General features: G+C 65.4%; 18 protein-coding genes. 10 read left to right on the forward strand and 8 right to left on the reverse strand.

All coding sequences use genetic code 11. From position 1 onward, the window contains the following. A partial coding sequence (locus BraRD5C2_RS15100) for a VOC family protein (protein ID WP_223969505.1) occupies positions 1-408 on the reverse strand: 408 nt, incomplete at its 3' end. A 285-nt stretch (positions 409-693) separates the two neighbouring features. Between BraRD5C2_RS15100 and BraRD5C2_RS15105 the strand changes: the two genes are divergently transcribed. Next, entirely contained in the window at positions 694-2,655 is a 1,962-nt protein-coding gene (locus BraRD5C2_RS15105; RefSeq protein ID WP_223969807.1) for a putative bifunctional diguanylate cyclase/phosphodiesterase, read from the forward strand. Positions 2,656-2,670: 15 nt separating this feature from the next. Here the strand turns inward: BraRD5C2_RS15105 and BraRD5C2_RS15110 are convergent, their stop codons facing one another. Genes BraRD5C2_RS15110 through BraRD5C2_RS15120 form a run of 3 tightly spaced genes read right to left on the reverse strand, consistent with a single transcriptional unit; the run spans position 2,671 to position 5,468 of the window. Continuing rightward, positions 2,671-3,651, reverse strand: a complete 981-nt coding sequence (locus tag BraRD5C2_RS15110; RefSeq protein ID WP_223969506.1) for a PDR/VanB family oxidoreductase — start codon at positions 3,649-3,651, stop codon at positions 2,671-2,673. Positions 3,652-3,663: 12 nt separating this feature from the next. Continuing rightward, a complete protein-coding gene (locus tag BraRD5C2_RS15115; protein ID WP_223969507.1) occupies positions 3,664-4,410 on the reverse strand; it encodes a GntR family transcriptional regulator in 747 nt (248 codons plus the stop codon). An 8-nt stretch (positions 4,411-4,418) separates the two neighbouring features. Next, positions 4,419-5,468, reverse strand: a complete 1,050-nt coding sequence (locus tag BraRD5C2_RS15120; RefSeq protein WP_223969508.1) for an aromatic ring-hydroxylating dioxygenase subunit alpha — start codon at positions 5,466-5,468, stop codon at positions 4,419-4,421. Positions 5,469-5,660: 192 nt separating this feature from the next. Between BraRD5C2_RS15120 and BraRD5C2_RS15125 the strand changes: the two genes are divergently transcribed. Genes BraRD5C2_RS15125 through BraRD5C2_RS15160 form a run of 8 tightly spaced genes read left to right on the forward strand, consistent with a single transcriptional unit; the run spans position 5,661 to position 12,368 of the window. Continuing rightward, positions 5,661-6,374 carry a GntR family transcriptional regulator gene (locus BraRD5C2_RS15125; protein ID WP_223969509.1) on the forward strand — a complete coding sequence of 238 codons (714 nt, stop codon included), beginning with the start codon at positions 5,661-5,663 and terminating at the stop codon, positions 6,372-6,374. Positions 6,375-6,433: 59 nt separating this feature from the next. Next, positions 6,434-7,399 carry an ABC transporter substrate-binding protein gene (locus BraRD5C2_RS15130; RefSeq protein ID WP_223969510.1) on the forward strand — a complete coding sequence of 322 codons (966 nt, stop codon included), beginning with the start codon at positions 6,434-6,436 and terminating at the stop codon, positions 7,397-7,399. A 1-nt stretch (position 7,400) separates the two neighbouring features. Further along, positions 7,401-8,156, forward strand: a complete 756-nt coding sequence (locus tag BraRD5C2_RS15135; protein WP_223969511.1) for an ABC transporter permease — start codon at positions 7,401-7,403, stop codon at positions 8,154-8,156. After that, positions 8,135-8,941, forward strand: coding sequence for an ABC transporter ATP-binding protein (locus BraRD5C2_RS15140; RefSeq protein ID WP_223969512.1), 807 nt, complete (start codon positions 8,135-8,137; stop codon positions 8,939-8,941). Before BraRD5C2_RS15135 ends, BraRD5C2_RS15140 begins: the two co-directional genes overlap by 22 nt. 7 nt (positions 8,942-8,948) lie before the next feature. Beyond that, the gene (locus BraRD5C2_RS15145; protein ID WP_223969513.1) at positions 8,949-9,749 is read left to right on the forward strand and encodes an ABC transporter permease; all 801 of its coding nucleotides are present in this window, start codon (positions 8,949-8,951) and stop codon (positions 9,747-9,749) included. 11 nt (positions 9,750-9,760) lie between these two features. Beyond that, positions 9,761-10,426: a polysaccharide deacetylase family protein gene (locus BraRD5C2_RS15150; RefSeq protein WP_223969514.1), complete on the forward strand. Its 666-nt coding sequence runs from the start codon at positions 9,761-9,763 to the stop codon at positions 10,424-10,426. Further along, positions 10,423-11,292, forward strand: a complete 870-nt coding sequence (locus tag BraRD5C2_RS15155) for a fumarylacetoacetate hydrolase family protein (protein WP_223969515.1) — start codon at positions 10,423-10,425, stop codon at positions 11,290-11,292. The genes BraRD5C2_RS15150 and BraRD5C2_RS15155 overlap by 4 nt, the downstream gene beginning before the upstream one ends. A 32-nt stretch (positions 11,293-11,324) precedes the next feature. Then, positions 11,325-12,368 carry a uroporphyrinogen decarboxylase family protein gene (locus tag BraRD5C2_RS15160; RefSeq protein ID WP_223969516.1) on the forward strand — a complete coding sequence of 348 codons (1,044 nt, stop codon included), beginning with the start codon at positions 11,325-11,327 and terminating at the stop codon, positions 12,366-12,368. Positions 12,369-12,428: 60 nt separating this feature from the next. Here BraRD5C2_RS15160 and BraRD5C2_RS15165 read toward each other — a convergent pair whose 3' ends face one another. From BraRD5C2_RS15165 to BraRD5C2_RS15180, 4 genes are all read right to left on the reverse strand, one after another. Next, the gene (locus BraRD5C2_RS15165; RefSeq protein WP_223969517.1) at positions 12,429-13,388 is read right to left on the reverse strand and encodes a DUF2778 domain-containing protein; all 960 of its coding nucleotides are present in this window, start codon (positions 13,386-13,388) and stop codon (positions 12,429-12,431) included. 290 nt (positions 13,389-13,678) lie between these two features. Then, on the reverse strand, positions 13,679-16,060 hold the full coding sequence (locus tag BraRD5C2_RS15170; protein ID WP_223969518.1) for a putative bifunctional diguanylate cyclase/phosphodiesterase: 2,382 nt from the start codon (positions 16,058-16,060) through the stop codon (positions 13,679-13,681). 146 nt (positions 16,061-16,206) lie between these two features. After that, the gene (locus BraRD5C2_RS15175) at positions 16,207-16,617 is read right to left on the reverse strand and encodes a DOPA 4,5-dioxygenase family protein (RefSeq protein ID WP_223969519.1); all 411 of its coding nucleotides are present in this window, start codon (positions 16,615-16,617) and stop codon (positions 16,207-16,209) included. Between the two features lie 23 nt (positions 16,618-16,640). Further along, on the reverse strand, positions 16,641-17,261 hold the full coding sequence (locus BraRD5C2_RS15180; protein ID WP_223969520.1) for a class I SAM-dependent methyltransferase: 621 nt from the start codon (positions 17,259-17,261) through the stop codon (positions 16,641-16,643). Positions 17,262-17,446: 185 nt separating this feature from the next. Between BraRD5C2_RS15180 and BraRD5C2_RS15185 the strand changes: the two genes are divergently transcribed. Further along, complete coding sequence (locus BraRD5C2_RS15185; protein ID WP_223969521.1) at positions 17,447-18,151, forward strand: hypothetical protein; 705 nt, start codon at positions 17,447-17,449, stop codon at positions 18,149-18,151. Positions 18,152-18,355: the final 204 nt, after the last annotated feature.

An 18,355-nucleotide genomic window follows, 5' to 3' on the forward strand; every position in this document is an offset into this window, starting at 1 on the left:
GGTGATCATGCGCGGCTCGATCGGCATGGTCGCGCAGAACTCGAGCGGCGTGCCGGCCGGATCGGTGGCCTGCAGCGTGCGGCCCTGGTAGGGAGCCTCGGCCCAGGCGGCCGCGCAGCCATGCGCTTCGAAGAAGGCCTTGAGCCGGTCGAGGTCATCATCCCTGAACACCCGCAGGCCGAGCCGCGCGCAGACGGCGTCTCCGCCCTTGCGCAACACAAGGCTGTGATGACAGGCCTCCTCGACGCCGCGGAAATAGAGCGCATCGCCCTCCTCCGCGGTCAGGATTAGCCCGATCACCTCCTCATAGAACCGCCGGCTCGCTGCGAGGTCACGGACGGTCAGCACGACGTGGCTGGCCCGCGTGATCCGAAACCCGGGATCGTGGTTCGTGATCGGGAGGCTCATACGCACCTTCTGGTTCTTGCCGTTCGCGGGAACTCAAGTCATTGCGAAAAACCGGCGGAGGATCAAGCCGCGCAGGTCCCACCTTTGCTGGTCCGTGACACCGGTCACGGCCCGCCGTGATACCCGTCACGCATTTCTATCGATTTGTTAGCAATGCTGCCGGCGGGAACCAAAACGTGAGCCCGCCGTGGCACGGTTCGTTCCAATAGTTCATAGTTTGTCAAAGGTTTGCAGAGAATTCTTGGTCCCTGCGCATGGTCAAACCACGCAGGCAAATGTAGCGAGATGCGTATCGATCTCAGATCATATTTCGCGGCCCTGTTCGCGGGTGACCTCGCGGCCTTCGGCGCACCACCGACCGACGAAGCGCTTGCCGGCCACATCCGCGCCGAGCAGGTTTCGCTCGTGCTCGGCTATTCCTTCGGCATCATGCTGGCCAACGCCTGCAACGCGCTGGTGCTCGCGGCTGCGCTGTGGCAATCGCCGGATTGGGCCTTCGCGCTGGTGTGGGCCGCCGCCGTGAGCAGCGCGGCGCTGTTCTTCGGCCTGCAAGCGCGCGCCTCGCGCCGCATCGCCAAGCCGCAATTCGTATCGCGCCGAACCATGTACCGGCTGGTGCGCAACGCATTCGCGCTCGGCGCCGCCTGGGGCGTCGTGCCGGTCGCCTTCTTCGCCGGCGCATCGAGCGGCGCACAATTGGTGATCACCTGTCTCTGCGCCGGCATGCTGGCCGGCGGCGCCTTCGCTTTCTCCACCATCCCGATCGCCGCGATCGCCTTCACCGGGCCGATCTTCGTCGGCACCGCGATCTGCCTCGGCAGGGACGGCGACTTCATCTATCTCTTGATGGCCGTCCTCGTCCTGGTCTACGGCTCCGTGCTGCTGCGCGGCGTCTTCCTCAACGCATTCGAGTTCAGGCGCCGCATCATCGCCCAGCACGAGGCCGAACGGACGGTGCGGCAGGATCCGCTGACGCATTTGCCGAACCGCGTCGCCTTCAACGAGGCGCTCAATGGCGCGCTGAGCCGGCTGGAGCGCTCGGGCGAGGAATTCGCGGTGCTGCTGCTCGATCTCGATCGCCTCAAGGAGATCAACGACAGGTTCGGCCATCCGGCAGGCGACGAGCTCCTGGTGCAGCTTGCGGCCCGGTTGCAGCGCTGCACGCGCGCGGCCGAACATGTCGCACGGATCGGCGGCGACGAGTTCGCGCTGATCATGTCCAATTTGACGCGGCCCGAGGATGCGCTCGCGATCGCCGAGCGGTTCGTCGCGGCATTCGCCGATCCGTTTGCGATCGACGGGTTCGAAATCACCAGCGCCATCAGCATCGGCATCGTGCTCGCGCCGCGGGACGGCAACACCTCCCACGAACTGCTCAAGCATGTCGACATCGCGCTTTACCGGGCGAAGAAATCCGGTCCCGGCACGATCTGCTTCTTCGAGGCCAGCGACGACCAGTCGGCGCGGGACCGCCGCGCCCTGCAGCGCGACCTGGAACAGGCCATCGAGGCGGACCAGCTGTTTCTGGTCTACCAGCCATTCCTCGACATCCGCAAAGGCCGCGTCACCGGCTTCGAGGCGCTGTTGCGCTGGCAGCATCCGACGCGTGGTCTGGTCCCGCCAAGCGTCTTCATTCCGATCGCCGAGGAGAGCGGACTGATCCACCAACTCGGCGAGTGGGTGATCCGTCGCGCCTGCACGATGCTGTCACGCTGGCCTGACGACATCAGGATCGCGGTAAATTTCTCCGCGGTCCAGTTCCAGAACGTCGGCATCCTGCAGACCATCGTCGAGGCGCTTGCCGAGGCCAATGTCGCGCCGAACCGGCTGGAAATCGAAATCACCGAATCGATGCTGATCTCGAAATACGGATCGGCGGCCGCGATCCTGAACGGGCTGCTCGAGCTCGGCCTCACGGTCGCGCTCGACGATTTCGGCACCGGCTTCTCGTCGCTGACCTATCTGCGCAAGCTGCCATTCAGCCGCATCAAGATCGATCAATCCTTCATCCGAGACATGTTGACCCAGCCGGATTGCGCCGCGATCGTCAAATCGGTGATCGGCCTCGCGCAGGACCTGCAGATCGGCGTCGTGGCCGAAGGCGTCGAGACCGCCGATCAGCTCGAATATCTGCGCCAGACCAGCTGCGACGAGGTGCAGGGCTATCTGATCGGCCGGCCGATGTCGGGCAGCGATATCTCCGCGCTGCTCGATCGCAATCCGCAGCACTCGGAGCACGCGGCGTAACCCCGATCCGCCGCGTCAGAGCGTATCGGCACGATGCAGGGTGTCGACCGTGATGGTGCCGCGGGCACGCGAGACGCACGCGCAGATCTTGCCGCTCGCCTGCTTCTGGTGATCGCTGAAGAAGACGTCGCGGTGGTCGATTTCGCCGTCGACAGCGACCACGTCAATCGCGCAGACGCCGCATTCGCCGCGCCGGCAGTCGCTCATCACCTCATGGCCGGCTTCGTTGAGCACGTCCAGCATCGAGCGGTCGCGCGGGATCACGAACTCGGTTCCATCACCCTTGAGCCGGACACGGAACGCCTCGGTCGGCAGCAGCCCGCTCGATCCAAAGGTCTCGTAACGCAGATCGGTCAGCGGGCGGCCGGACGCTTCCCACGCGCGCCGCGCCGCATCCAGCATCCGCATCGGGCCGCAGAACAACGTCATGGTATCCTGCGGTAGCCTTACGAAGACGCTGTCGAGGTCGAGCCGTCTACCCTCGTCACCGGCATGGACGATGAGGCGGTCGCCGAGCAGACGATCGAGCGTATCGAGGTACGCCGCATCGCCGCGCGTGCGCACGGCATAGTGCAAGGTCACGCCGGCATCGCGGCGGACCAGCGCCTCGGCCGCACCGACGATCGGCGTAATGCCGATGCCGCCCGCGACCAGGCAGAATTGCCGCCGCGTCCAGTCGAGCTGCACCAGTGAGGCGGGCTGCGTGATGGCGAGCCGCGCCCCCGGCACAAGCGACCACATATAGCGCGAGCCGCCGCGGGAATCCGCTGCGTGCCGCACCGCGATCCGGAAACCTTGCGGATCGACTTCGCCGACCAGCGAATAGGACCGGGTCTGCGGCTGGCCGTCGATGGTGACGCCGACGTCGATGTGGCTGCCGACGGGATAGGGCGCGCCGGTGAAATCATCCGGCCGCAGCAGGAATTCGCGGATGCCGGGCGTGAGGTCGCGCACAGCAAGCAGCGTGGCTGACGTCCAGGTGTCAATGAATCGCATAGCGCGCTCCGTTCAGCCGGTCGTGACCAGCGCCAGCGCCGGCAGCAGATCAAGGTGCGTGCGGTTGCGCAGCGCCAGCCGCAGATTGCGAGCCGCAAGCCGGGCATGCTCGCGCATGATCGCTTCGGCACGCGCACCCTCGCGGTTCTCAATGGCGTCGACCACGACGCGATGATGGTCCTGCGCGATCAGCAGGATCTGGCGCGCCTCGGGCAAGGCCGATTGCGCCATCACGAAGCCGCTCGGCGAGGCGAACGGCAGCGCCGAGGCGCGGTCGATCTGCCGGATCAGCGGCGGACTGCGCGACAGCTCGGTGAGCAGCGCGTGGAAGCGTGCATTGAGCGCGACATAGGACGAGAACGCTTCGACCGAGATCGGGTCCTGCCGCACCAGGCCGTCGATCTCGTTGAGACACTCTTTCAGCGGCTCGAGATCGCGCGACGACACGCCGCGCTCGGCGGCAAAGCGCGCGGCGAGCCCTTCCAGCGTGCCGCGCAGCTCGATCGAATCAAGAATGTCGCGCTCCGAAAATGCCTTGACCATGAAGCCGCCGGACGGGATCGCCTCCAGCAGGCCTTCCTCCTCCAGCCGGACCAGCGCCATGCGCACCGGCGTGCGCGACACCCCGGTGATCTCGACCGCCTGCAGCTCCGAGATGCGCTCGCCCGGCCGCAGCCGGCCCGAGAGAACCAGGTCGCGCAACGCGAGCTGCGCCCGCACGGTGTGCGATACTGAGCGATCGGCTTCGCGTTCCGCCATGGCCCGGCCTACTCCGCCGCCTGCAACTGCTGCGGCGGAGTTTCCTTCGCCACCATGCGGTCGACGACGCGCCGCGCCCACATCGCGCCGGCATCGATGTTGAGATTGTAGAACACACGGTCCGGATTCTCGTCCATCGCGCGCTGCTGCGCCTCCAGGATGATCTCGTCCTCGTGGAAGATGCCGGCGACGCCGTCGCGGATTTCGCTCGTGAGGCGCTGCTCGGTGATGCGGTGATTGCGGACGAAGGCCCAGAAATAGTGGCAGGTCTTCTCGGTCTCCGGCGTGATGGTGTTGAGCACATAGCCGTTGACGCCCTGCGAGCGATCGCCCTCCGGCGCGCCCGATCCGGCCGGCGCGACGCCGACGTCGATATTGACGGTGCACGGCGCCTCGAAGCGGATGATCTGCCAGCGATCGACCGGGCCCGGCTTCTGCAGTTGTTTGGCCCAGAACGGCGGCGCCTCGATGCCCCTCATCCAGCGCGTGACGGTCACGGTCTTCTCGCCATGGGTGACGTCGAACGGCGCTTCGGCGACCGCATCATTGCCGATGCTCGAGCCGTGCACGAAGGTCTCGTGGGTCAGGTCCATCAGATTGTCGACGACCAGGCGGTAATCGCATTTGACGTGAATGGTCTTGCCGTCGCCGGCCCATGCCGGATCGTGATTCCAGTGCATGTCGGGCACCAGCGCGGGATCGGCGAGCGCGGGATCGCCCATCCAGAGCCAGATGAAACGATGGCGTTCGACGACCGGATAGGCGCGCACGCAGGCCGACGGATTGATGGTTTCCTGCGAGGGCATGAAGGTGCAGCGGCCCTGAGCATTGTATTTCAGGCCATGATAGCCGCAGACCACGGTATCGCCGTCGAGCCGGCCCTTGGAGAGCGGCACGAGGCGATGCCAGCAGGCATCTTCCAGCGCCACGACCTCGCCGTCGCCCTTCCGGTACATCACGACATGCCTGCCGCAGATCGTCCGCGGCAACAGCGCGTGCTTGATCTCGGCATCCCAGCCGGCTGCGTACCACGCGTTCATTGGAAAGGGTTTTGGCAAGCGATCCTCCGTCCTTTGAATTCACCGTGTATACATTATCTTCGAAATATAGGCAATTCACACTAGAAACCAATCGGTATTCCCGATCTTGGTATACATACATGCAATAGTTTCTCGCATTTCCGGAAAAAAATCGATTTTCGATTGACGGTAATACGGCCGTCAGCCAGTCTATCGCGCATGAATATCGGGTTGAGTTTTCGCGAGGGCTTGTCCGGCGAAGGGCCGCGAAGCCTGACATCGGCGGTTCAGGAGCGGCTGCGGGCCGACATCCTTTCGACCCGGCTGCTTCCGGGCCAGAAGCTGCACATCGCCGGCCTCGCCAAGCAGTTTTCGGTCAGCCTCGCCGCCGTCCGCGAGGCGTTGTCACGATTGGTGGCTGACGGTCTGGTGCAAGCCTCCGACCAGCGCGGCTTTCGCGTCTGCCCGGTCTCGCTCGCCGACCTCGCCGACGTCACGCAAACCCGGATCGACATCGAGGGACTCGCGATCCGGCGCTCGATCGAGCGCGGCGACAATGCCTGGCTCGCCTCTGTCGCGGCCGCCTGGGAATCGCTCAAGGCCGTTCCCCATCGCTACCCTGACGATCCAACCGTGCACTACGAGGAATGGGTGGTCCGTCACCGCATCTTCCATCGCGCGCTGGTCAACGCCTGCGGTTCGCAATGGCTGCTCGGCTTCCGCGACGTGCTGCATGAGCAGAGCGAGCGCTATCGGCGGCTTTCGATCCGCCGCGAGGTCGGCAGGGCGCGCGATGTCGAGGCCGAGCACGCCGCGATTGTAGACGCCGTTCTGGCGCGCGATGCGGATGCAGCAGTTCGCGCATTGTCAAAGCACTTTGGCATCACCAAGGAATTCGTCGAGCTCGCCGCTCCGCGTATTGCGGAGGTCAACGGCAAGACGTGACTCTCCGGCGCAAAGCGCGCCGAAAATAACAACAATCGATTCCCGGGAGAAACAACACCATGAACATCACGCGTCGCCGCGCGCTGGCAACCCTGATCGCCACCACCTTGCTGGCCGGCCCGGCCTATGCTGCTGACACGATCCGCGTCGGCCTGCCCACCAAGACCTATTGGCCGACGACGATCGCCGAGACCGCGGTCCGGCAGAAGCTGTTCGAGAAGGAAGGCATCAAGGCCGAGCTGACCGTCTACCGCAGCGGCGCCGAGACCTTCGAGGGCATGGCCGCGGGCGCAGCCGACATCATCCTCGATCCGCCGTCGCTGGTGTCTGCCGGCCGCAAGAAGGGCGTGATGTCGCGGATCGTCGCCAATGCTGCGATGGGCAATTTCGGCTGGCAATTGATGGTGCCGGCCAAGTCGACGCTCGAGGTCAAGGATCTCAACGGCAAGAAGGTCGGGATCACCGCAGCCGGCTCCGGCTCAGACCTGCTGGCGCTCTGGACCATCCAGGACCGGAAGATCGACTTCACCCGCGTGCCGGTCGGCGGCGGCGGCCTGGTGCCGAACCTGCTCGCCGGCAATGTCGATGCCGCCGTGGTCTATTCGCCGCTCAGCTTCCAGGTCGCCAAATCGGGCGAGGCGAAGACCATCCTCGACTACGCGACCGCGGCGCCGCCGAACCTCACCGCAGGCTGGATCGTGCTCGACAAGTTCGCCGAGGCCAAGCCGGACGTGGTGCAGAAGGCCGTCAACGCGCTCTATGGCGCCGTGCAATACATGCGCGCCAACCGCGACGTCACCGTGAAGCTGATTGCCGACCTCTATGAGATGCCGGCCGAGATCGCCGCGATGGAATACGACAACACCATCATGAAGCTCGAGACCGACGGCAACATGGGCGCGGCCAATGTGCCGGCGGCGGTGCAGCTGTCGCTTGACCTCGCCAAGCTCGGCGGACTGAAAGACATCGTTCCGGTCGAGGATGTGATCTCGACCAGGTTCAAGCCGGTTCCGACCAAGCCATAAGATGCAGGCCACCCTCACCATCAAGCTCGCCCGGATCGCGATCGTGATCGCGAGCTTCGCGCTGTGGGAGATCCTGTCGCGGACCGGGCTCGTCAATCCGCGCCTGCTGCCGTCGGCATCGGACACGCTTTTGACGCTCGGCGACCTCCTGCAGCGATCGAGCGTCCGGACCGACCTGATGGTGACCGCCACCGAGGTGCTGGCCGCGTTCGCGCTCGCGGTACCGATGGGGGCGCTGATCGGCTTCCTGATCGCGGAGAACCGCTATTTTGCCGATGTCGCAAAGCCGCTGCTGTTCTTCGCCTTCAGCATCCCCAAATCGATCTTCCTGCCGATGTTCATCCTGGTGTTCGGCGTCGGCTTCGCCCAAAAGGTCGGCTTCGGCTTCTTCTCGACGATCTTCATCGTGATCATGTCGACCACGACGGCCGTGGAATCGGTCAAGATCGAGCACCTGACGGTGGCCCGTTCCTATGGCGCCACGCGCACGCAGACCGCATTCCGCGTCTACCTGCCGAGCATGCTGCCGGTGCTGCTGGAAGCATTGCGGATTTCGATGATCTTCAACCTCACCGGCGTGATCCTCGCCGAAATGTACGCCTCGCGCGACGGCATCGGTCACCAGATCGCGACCTGGGGCGAGAATTTCCAGATGAAGCAGCTGCTCGCCGGCGTCGTCATGGTCGCCGCGATCGCCATGACCTTCAATGAACTGATCAGATGGGTGGAAACACGATGCAGCCATTGGCGAACGTGACACCGTTGAAGCCCGCGTCGCGCGCCGGCGCGATCGAGGTCAGGAATGTCGGCCAGGTGTTCCGGACCAGGTCCCAGGACGTCGTCGCGCTGGAGGATGTCTCGCTCGACATCAAGCCGGGGCGCTTCGTCGTGCTGGTCGGCCCGAGCGGCTGCGGCAAGTCCACGCTCCTGATGATGATGGCCGGGCTGCGTACGCAGACCTCGGGCACCATCACCATCAACGGCGCGCCGATCCCGCAGCCGGACCCGAACCGCGTCGGCGTCGTGTTCCAGGAGGCGAGCCTGTTTCCGTGGTTGACGGCGGAAGACAATGTCGAGTTTCCGCTGGCGCTGCGGGGCGTCGCCAAGGCGGAGCGCCGGGCCAAGGCGCAGGACGCACTCAAGCTGGTCGGCCTCGAAGGCTTCGGCAAGCGCCACCCACACGAACTTTCCGGCGGCATGAAGCAACGCGTTTCGATCGCGCGTGGCCTGGTGCAGGATCCGCCGGTGCTGTTGATGGACGAGCCGTTCGCCGCGCTCGACGAGCAGACCCGCATGACGATGGGCGACGAGCTGCTGCGGATCTGGGCCGCGACCGGCAAGACGGTGGTGTTCGTGACCCACAGCCTGACCGAGGCGGTCTATCTCGCCGACGAGGTGATCGTGATGTCGCCGCGGCCCGGCCGCATCGTCGATCAGCTGCAGGTCAATTTGCCGCGGCCACGGACCTACGAGATGCTGAGCGGCGACGCCTTCGGTGCGCTGCGCGACCGCATCTGGCGCCACATCCGCAAATCGGCGTGAGGCGACGATGAGCGCGAAAACGCTTCGCCATCTGATCGTCGTCGGCCTGCTCGCGCTGTGGGAGCTGCTGCCGCGCACCGGGCTGATCCCTGAATTGTTCCTGCCGTCGCTGTCCTCTACCCTGCTCGCCGGCTGGAACGAGGCCGCCGAATATGGCCATGCGCTCGCGGTGACGCTCTACGAGGTCGCGGTCTCAATGGCGTTCGCCTGTGGCGGCGGCATCCTGCTCGGCGCCATCGTCGGCAGCCTGCCGCGCCCTCGCCTGCTGATCATGCCGATGGTCTCGAGCCTCTATGCGGTACCGCTCGTGATCCTCTATCCGGTCTTCACGGTGTGGCTCGGCATCGGCTCGGAGTCCAAGATCGCCTTCGCCTCGATCTACGGTTTCCTGCCGACCATGCTGGCGACCGCTGCCGGAATTCAGACCATCGACCCGCAACTGCTGCTCGCCGCCCGCAGCATGGGCGCGACGCTGAGCCAGCGGCTGGTCCGCGTCATCATCCCCGCGGCGATCCCGACCGTGCTGTCGGGCCTGCGGGTCGGCGGTGCGCTCGTCATCGTCGGCGTGGTGGTCTCGGAGATGCTGATTTCGTCGGCGGGCATCGGCTATCTGATCTCGCGCTACCGTACCATTCTCGACAGCCCGCACGTCTTCGCCGGCGTGCTGCTGGTGTTGTTCATGGCGATCGCCTTCAACGCCGCGATCCGCTGGGTCGAGCGCAAGGCCGCGATCTGGCAGACCGGAACGCGCGCCGGCCAGCGCACGGCCGACGAGGTCGGGCCCAGCGCGATGCAGCCGGCGACATAGGGGATCGCGACGTGTTCGACCTGACCTTGACGTTCGACAATGGACCGGAGCCCGACGTCACACCGAGGGTACTCGATATCCTTGGCGAACGCGGCATCAAGACCACGTTCTTCGTGATCGGCGAGAAGCTCGACGACCCCGCACGTCGCCGCCTCGCTTCCCGCGCAGCCGACGAAGGCCACTGGATCGGCAATCACACCTATACGCACAGCGTGCCGCTCGGCCGGCAGCCCGGCGCGGAGACGGCCCAGCGTGAGATCGGCAGGACGCAAGCCGCGATCGGCGAGCTCACCCATCCCGACCGCTGGTTCCGGCCGTTTGGCGGCGGCGGCAATCTCGACGATCGGCTGCTGAAACCCTCTGTGGTCGATTATCTCGCCCTCAACAAGCACAGCTGCGTGCTCTGGAACGCGATCCCGCGCGACTGGGACGATCCCGACGGCTGGACAGACCGCGCGCTCGACCAATGCCGTGCGCAGCCATGGACGCTGCTGGTGCTGCACGATCTGCCGACCGGTGCGATGGCGCATCTCGAGCGCTTCCTCGAACGCGCGGAAACGAACGGCGCTCGCTTCCGCCAGGATTTTCCGCCGCAATGCGTTCCGATGCGCAACGGCGAGATTGCGCTTCCCATCCAGTCCTATGTTTCCTCGATCGAAGAGAGTGAGAGACCATGAAGATCGCAAGTTTCAAGGCGGCGGATACCGCGAGCTATGGCATCGTGACCGACGCGGGGCTGATCGACGCCAGCAAGCGGCTGAAGGCGCAGCCGACGCTGAAGGCGCTGCTGACGACGGGTTCGCTGGATGAACTGAAGAAGCTGCAGGGCGAGCGCCCCGACTATGCGCTCAAGGATGTCGAGCTGCTGCCGACCGTGCCCGATCCCGACAAGATCTTCTGCATCGGCGTCAACTATGCGACGCATCTTGCCGAGAGCGGCCATCCGACGCCGCCATATCCGATGATCTTCACCCGCTTCGCCAACAGCCAGGTCGGCGCCGGGCAGCCGATGATCCGGCCGCTGGAGTCGGAGCGGTTCGACTATGAGGGCGAAATGGCCGTCATCATCGGCAAGGCCGGCCGCCGCATCTCGCGCGAGGCTGCGCTCGGCCATGTCGCCGGCTATGCCTGCTACAATGACGGCAGCATCCGCGACTGGCAGCGCCACACCTCGCAATTCGCGCCCGGCAAGAATTTCGTCGGTACCGGCGGCTTCGGACCTTGGATGGTGACGACCGACGAGCTTCCCGACATCACCAAGCAGCACATCGCAACCCGCCTCAACGGCGTCGAGGTGCAGGCCGCGCCGATCTCGGACCTCGTGTTCGACGTCGCGACCCTGATCGCCTATTGCTCGACCTTCACCGAGCTGGTGCCGGGAGACGTCATCGTCACCGGCACCACCGGCGGCGTCGGCGCCTATCGCACGCCACCGTTGTGGATGAAGGATGGCGACGTCGTCGAAGTCGAGATTTCCGGCATCGGCGTGCTGCGCAACCCGGTGAAGGACGAAGCTGCGGCAACCGCAACGCGCGCGGCCTGATTGGGCCGCACAACAACAAGAAGGAGGATATCATGAACCTGCCCAGGCATCTGCTGCCGACCACCGTCGTCGGCAGCTACCCGCAGCCGGAATGGCTGGTCGATCGCGCCATGCTCTCGAAGTCGGTGCCACGGACCCGCATGCACGCGATGTGGCGCCTGCCGGCCGAGCATCTCGAGGAAGCACAGGACGACGCGACCATCGTGGCGATCAGGGACATGGAGCGCGCCGGCATCGACATCGTGACCGATGGCGAGATCCGACGCGAAAGCTACTCCAACCGGTTCGCCACCGCGCTTGAGGGCGTCGATGCCGACAATCCCGCTGTCATCACGGCGCGCACCGGCAGCACGCAGACGCCGGTGCCGCGGGTCGCCGGCCCGGTGAAGCGCAAGGGCCCGGTCGAGCTGCATGACATGCAGTTCCTGCGCAAGAACACCGACCGTGCCGCCAAGATCACCCTGCCCGGCCCGTTCACGATGAGCCAGCAGGCGAAGAACGAGTTCTACAAGGACGACGAAGAGCTCGCGATGGCTTTCGCCGCCGCCGTCAACGCCGAGGCGCGCGACCTCGAGAAGGCCGGCGCTGACGTCATCCAGCTCGACGAGCCCTGGGTGCGCAACAATCCGGATCTCGCCAGGCGCTATGCGGTGAAGGCGATCAATCGCGCGCTCGAGGGCATCACCATCCCGACCGTGGTGCATCTCTGCTTCGGTTATGCAGCTGTCGTGCCGGGCTCGACCAAGCCGGCCGGCTATTCCTTCCTTGCCGAACTCGATGAGACCATCGCCGACCAGATATCGATCGAGGCGGCCCAGCCGAAGCTCGATCTCGGCGTACTCAGGGACCTGTCCTCGAAGAAGATCATGCTCGGCGTGCTCGACCTCGGCAATCCCGAGATCGAATCCGCAGCCGTCGTCGCCGATCGCATTCGCAACGGCCTGAAGCATGTGCCGGCGGAGCGACTGGTGGTCGCGCCGGACTGCGGCATGAAGTACATGCCGCGGCACGTCGCATTCGGAAAGCTGAAGGCGATGTGTGACGCCGCGGCGACGGTCAGGAAAGAGATCGGCTAGCTATCTTCCGCGGCCAGCACAGGATCTGTCGCCAGCGGCGCTGGCGACGGCGCTCGCGGCCTACGAGTTCGACGCCGCGCGGGTCGAGGCCGACTTGACGTCCTTGATGCTGACCACGACGGCGATGCGCTTGATCGAGCCGCTGCGATAGGCCTGCAGGAATTTGTCGTAGTGCTTGACCGAGATGCAGCCGTTCGAGTCGCCGTTCGGCCCGAGCATGTAGCTATGGACGAGCAGGCCGACACGCCCGAACGTATCGCTGCCATCGACCGGGGTCATGCGCAGCGCGGGCACGCCGTGGAACAACTTCTCGCGCGGCTTCATCTCGTAGACGCCGGGCGGCGTCGCACCGGCGTTGCGGGCGGTCACATGCGACGGATCGTCGAGCAGATTGCCGAGCCCCGAATGCGCTTCGAACTTCGTGCCGTCGGGCATGTACACGATACGGCCGGTGATGTCGTAGACCGCCGTGGTGCTGTCATAACCGAGCGCACCGAGATCGAGGCTTGGGCCGGACAACAAGCCATCATTCGGATCGATCGAGGCCAACTGCAGCTTGCCCGGCATCATGTCGGCGATTTTCTGCAGGAACGTCCGGTTGTCGCCCTGCTGCACCGGCGCCTGCGGCGGCAGCGGCTGATCGTTGCGCGCGAGCAGATTGGCCTCGACCGGCCGCGATCGCGGCATCGGCACGGCGGAAGCTGCGGTCGAGGTCGTGGCCGCGACCGATGCCGTCGCCGGCTGGCTGGCCGGCAGTTCGGTCTGGGTGTCACGCAGCTGGCCCGACAGCGCGTCCTCGATCTGACCGAACTCGGAATCGAAATCGCCGCGGCTCGAACGGAACCCGCGGCGCAGAGGATAATAGAGCGAAGCCGTGTTGATCGTGGAGCGAGAGCCGAAGCGATCGTCGAAATTCAGCGAGGCCGTGGTGTTGGCGAGTGCCGGTCCATGCAGCCAAGCGGTCGGGTCGATGCCGACCATCCAGGCGGCAAGGCCAGACGACAGGACGAGCGCGGTCACGGCGAACGCCGTGCTGCCCACCAGAGACACGCCGCGGTTCGACTTACGCGCGGCTGCTTTCGTCGTACGTTGACCCATCATCCCCAAGTCGGTGCTCTGGGGCCTGTTACCCGGCCCACGTTGGATTCACCGTTCACACATCATATCAGGGAATTAGAGTAAGGCATAATCGAGACGAAGCGGGCAACGACAGGATTTTTAAACGTTTTTCGGATGGAAAGTGCCGGCGAATCAGCCCCGGGCGGGGCGAAATGGCCGAAAAAGTCCCGTTTCGGGACAATTTCGGCGACTCAGGCGATCTTTTCTTCCCGGAGGGTGAGCACCGGAACCGGCTTCCCGATGGCGTACCCTTGGGCGTAGTCGACCCCGATCAGGCGCAGCTCGTCCAGGATCGCGAGGCTCTCGACGAATTCGGCGACCACCTGCTTCTGCATGATCTTCGCGGTCTTGGTGATCATCTCGACCATCGCGCGATCGACCTTGCTGTTCAGGATCTCCTTCACGAACGAGCCGTCGATCTTGATGATGTCGACCGGCAGGTGCTTCAGATAGGCGATCGAGGACATGCCGGTGCCGAAATCGTCGAGCGAGAAGCTGCAGCCGATCTCGTGCAACCGCGCGATGAATGTCTGCGCCTCATCGAGATTCGAGATCGCGCTGGTCTCGGTGATCTCGAAACACACCAATGCCGGCGAAAAATCATGCTGCGCAAACAGCTCGGCGACGAAGTCGACGAAGTCGCCGTCGCCGATCGTGGCGCCGGAAAGATTGATGGCGTAGCTCGCCACCCTGCGTGCGTGGTGTTTGCGCTCGGCGATGATCTCGAAGGCGCGGCGAACCACCCAGCGGTCGATCAGCGGCATCAGCCCGTAGCGTTCGGCCGCGGGCAGGAAGCTGCCGGGCGGCACCAGCGCACCGTTCTCGTCGCGCAGCCGCAGCAGCAGTTCGCGCCGCTCGTTGCCCCTCAGCGCACCGTTGATCGGGCGGATCTCCTGCTCGTAGAGGCAGAAGCGCCCCTCGTCCAATCCCCTGCGGATTCGATTGACCCAGCTCATCTCGGCGACGCGCACCGCCATGCCGGTATCGGACGGACGGTGCTCCTGGACGCGATTGCGTCCCTTGTCCTTGGCGAGGAAGCAGGCGACGTCGGCAAGCCGCAGCGCGTCCTGCACGCCGGCGCTGTCGCAAAGCGCGACCAGGCCGATGCTTGCGCTGATCCGGAAGCTCGAGCCCTCATGGACGAAGCTCGACTGCTCGACCACCGCCCTGATCCGCTCCGCGACATCGGCCGCAACGTCGTGCGTGGCGGAGCCATCGTCGCGCAGCAGAATGCCGAATTCGTCGCCGCCGAGACGCGCAACCAGCCCGCTGTCGCCGACCTCGGCGGCCAGCATCTTCGCCACCTGCTTCAGCAGCCGGTCACCCGCCATGTGGCCGCAGGTGTCGTTGACGATCTTGAACTGGTCGAGGTCGATCAGCATCAGATCGGCGCCCACGACCGGCGAGCCCGACATCGCCTTGTGCAGTTCGAACTCGAATTGCCGCCGGTTCGCAAGGCCGGTGAGCGCGTCATGGGACGCCGCCCAGGCCAGTTCCTCGACCAGCCGCCGCTCGGCGGTCATGTCGTGAATGATCATGACGCGGCCGGCCGGTTCGCGGGCATGCACGATCGCCGTCTCGACCACCGAGACCGGCACGCTGGAATGATCCGGCCGCACCAGCAGCCGCTGCTGCGGCCGGCTCTCGTCGTCGGCATCGGTGCTCTGGAACGATCCCCGCACCGGCTGCTCGGCAATGTTGAACAGCGATGAAAGCTGCCATCCGGTCACGTCCCGCCCCGGCGCGATCAGCCGCTGCGCGGCGCCGTTCATGTAACCGACGCGATCGTCCTGCGTGGTCACGATGACCGCGTCGCCGATCGAGGCCAGCGTGAGCTGGGCGCGCTCCTTCTCGACCGCGAGCGCGGTCTCGGCAAGCCAGCGGCGCCACAGCATCCGCCTTGTGTGGAACAGCACGATGCCGGCAAGGCAGGCCGCGATCACGAGATTGACCAGCTGCAACAGCGCGGAGACCTGACGCGACGCCTTCCCCAACTGGTCGGAGAAATCGACGGCGAGCGTGCTCAGTGCGGCGTCGACCGCACCGATCCGTTCGGCCCAGTGTTTGATGGTCGCAGCCGAGGGATCATGCAGCGCGACGTCGCTCGCGGCCTCGTTCCTGATTTCGATCAGCTGATCGAGCAGTGCATCCGAATTCCGCCAGGCCGTCACCGCGCCAGCCACGTGGTGCATCGTGCGGAAATATTTGAACAGCCAGATCAGGCCGCCGATGTCATCGTCATGATTGCCCGCTTTGGCGAAGCCACTCCTGGCCACGGCGTCGTTGTTGCCGGGCGCTTCCAGCCCGCGCCGCGCCGTGCGATCGGCCAGCGGCACCGCGATCGCGGCATCGAACTTCTGCAGATAGAGCGGCGCGCCGGTGCTGACATAGGTCTGAAGGTAGTAGATGGCGTCCTTCTGCCCCTTCGACCACAGGCTCTCGCCCGCCACATAGGCACGCACCGCGGACATCACCTGCAGGCTGCCGGCCGACAGACCGCCCAGCAGCAGCACGATGGCGAGCAGAGGCCCGACCACCCGCCACAGTGACCAGCTTCGAAACGAAAAGAACATGCCCAATGCGCCCGACCCTGAAATGTCGGGTAAGCCTAGGAATGCCGGCTTAACCTCACGTTGCAAAACGCGATGAGTTTGAAACGACTTGGCTGTAACGCAATTGCGTCAAACTTTACCCGTCCCGTCCGACCGCAGCCGGCCGCTCAGGGACGCAATGTCGGCGACGTGTTCGGAGCCGGCGCCTGCTCCATTTCGGCGTCCTCGGGCAGCTTGTCGGCATGGACGGCAAGCGGCGTGCCGATCCAGAGCGGATCGTCGCGATGATCGCGGCGCGGATTGGTGGTGTTGGGATGGACCAGGATGCTCAGGCTGCCGTGGTTCAGCATCAGCCACGGTACCAGGGTCGGAAACAGCTCGGCCGCAAACGCCACCTGATACATCGCCTGATCGTGCGGCCCGACCTTGACGTCGTGCCAGCGCCCGAGCGTGACCAGGAAACGCTCGCCCATCCAGTCGCGCAGGCGTTCGGCCTCGCCCCGGCTGGTGGCGGGGTCGTAATAGACATGGGCGTGATAGCTCGCGATCTCGCCGATCGCCCGTGGCGCGTCCGTCATGTCACCTCTCCTTCGGCGGCCGGTCACGTCCGCCGCAGCACACTGAACTGGAACGACTGCGTCGCGCCCCAGGGCGTGACGTGCCGGTGCGCCTCATGCGCGATCAGCTCGAATGCCGGACCGACGATCCGGCTGAGCGTTGCCGGATCATAGCGCTGCACCGGCAGGCCGCTGCACTTTTCCGGACCGTCCAGCGCGAAGGTGCCGATCACGGCGTGGCCGCCTGCCTTGACGCCGCGATGCAGTCTCTCGAGATAGGCCGCGCGGTCGCTCTCCGCGACGAGAAAATGAAACGCCGCGCGATCGTGCCAGATGTCGAAAGCCTGCGGCGGCTGCCAGACCGTCGCATCGTCGGCAACCCAGCGCACCACCGCGCCGGCTGCGCCGATCCGCTCCCGCGCGCTCGCCAGCGCAGCTTCCGAGAGATCGAGCACGGTCAGATCATGAAAGCCACTCGTCAGCAGCGCATCGATGAGGCGCGAGGCTCCGCCGCCGATGTCGATGATCGACGCGGCGCGGCCGGGCGCAACGGATTCGATCAGACGCAGCGACGGCTGCGGGTCGGCCTGCGACCAGCTCACCTGCTGCTCGCCCTTGGTCAGATAGACGGTCTGCCAATGCGACTGGCGATCAGAAGCGGTCACGGCGATAGGTCCCGAAAGCGGCAGCAACCCTCGTTGCGCACCATTAACCATGAGCTAGGCGCGGCGGTCTCCCGCGTCAACCGGCAGCAGCGGACACGCACGGCCGCGCAGCGGCAAATGCCGCATTTGCATCGCGGCATTTTCCATTTAACCTGATGGCGAGGTTGAGATCGGGGCGTCCGGGGATGGCCAATTTCGGCTGGACACGCGGCAACAAGCCTGCACAGACGGACGACGCCGCCAGCGACTTGCGCGGCCTCACCGATCCATCCGCGTTTCTCGCCGCGCTCGACAAGGTGGTGCCGCGCTATCTCGATCTCGCCGACAACGACGTGCTGGTCTATCCGGCCTGCAAGCGCAAGCCCGGCGACCTGCTCGGCGATGTCAGGGCGATCTGGGAGCACACGCGGCTCGAAGCGGTGCGCTATGTCCCGATGGTGCCGCGGAAAGACACCTCGCTGCTGGTCGATCCGGCGCGCCAGGCCGAGATGATCGACGCCTTCCTGCGCCAACGCGCGCATGACAACACCGTCGTCGATTTCACGGGCACTGCGATCGAGGATTACGGCATCGCGATCTATGCGGCGCTGAACTGGCTGAACCATTGCGGCACCATCGTGGGTGCCGATCCGCAAAAATTCTCCGGCACGCTGCGCAGCTTCCGCAAGGTCATGGTCGTCGCCCGGCAGTGGTGGGCGCTCGATGGCGCCGCCGAGCGCTGCCGGCAGATGCTGGAGGCGCGCGAGCGGCCGCCGCTGGTGTTCTTCCTGCTGTGGGCCGAATGCACCAATCTGGCGCGCGAGATCGCGATCGCGGCGGCCGGCGAAGCTGCGACCGAAGGCAGCATCGCGCGCCTGCGCGCGGCCGACGATCCGGATGAGCTGGCGTAATGCGCGGATCTGACGCGCGGCCGCAGACTAGGGTGCGTACTCCTAAATTCAGGATGTCCGCTTTCGAGCAGTAAAGCGGACTCGCGGCCTCGACCACAGGGATATCGCCTTTTGACCCAGCTCGGACATGTCCGCACGCCTGCGGAGTGTCTATTCGCTGATTGCGTTGCTACCGCCGCGCCAGATTGATCCTTCAGCGCGGCG

Origin of the sequence: Bradyrhizobium sp. RD5-C2, assembly GCF_019972155.1 — a bacterium.
In the GTDB taxonomy this organism is placed as follows: domain Bacteria; phylum Pseudomonadota; class Alphaproteobacteria; order Rhizobiales; family Xanthobacteraceae; genus Bradyrhizobium.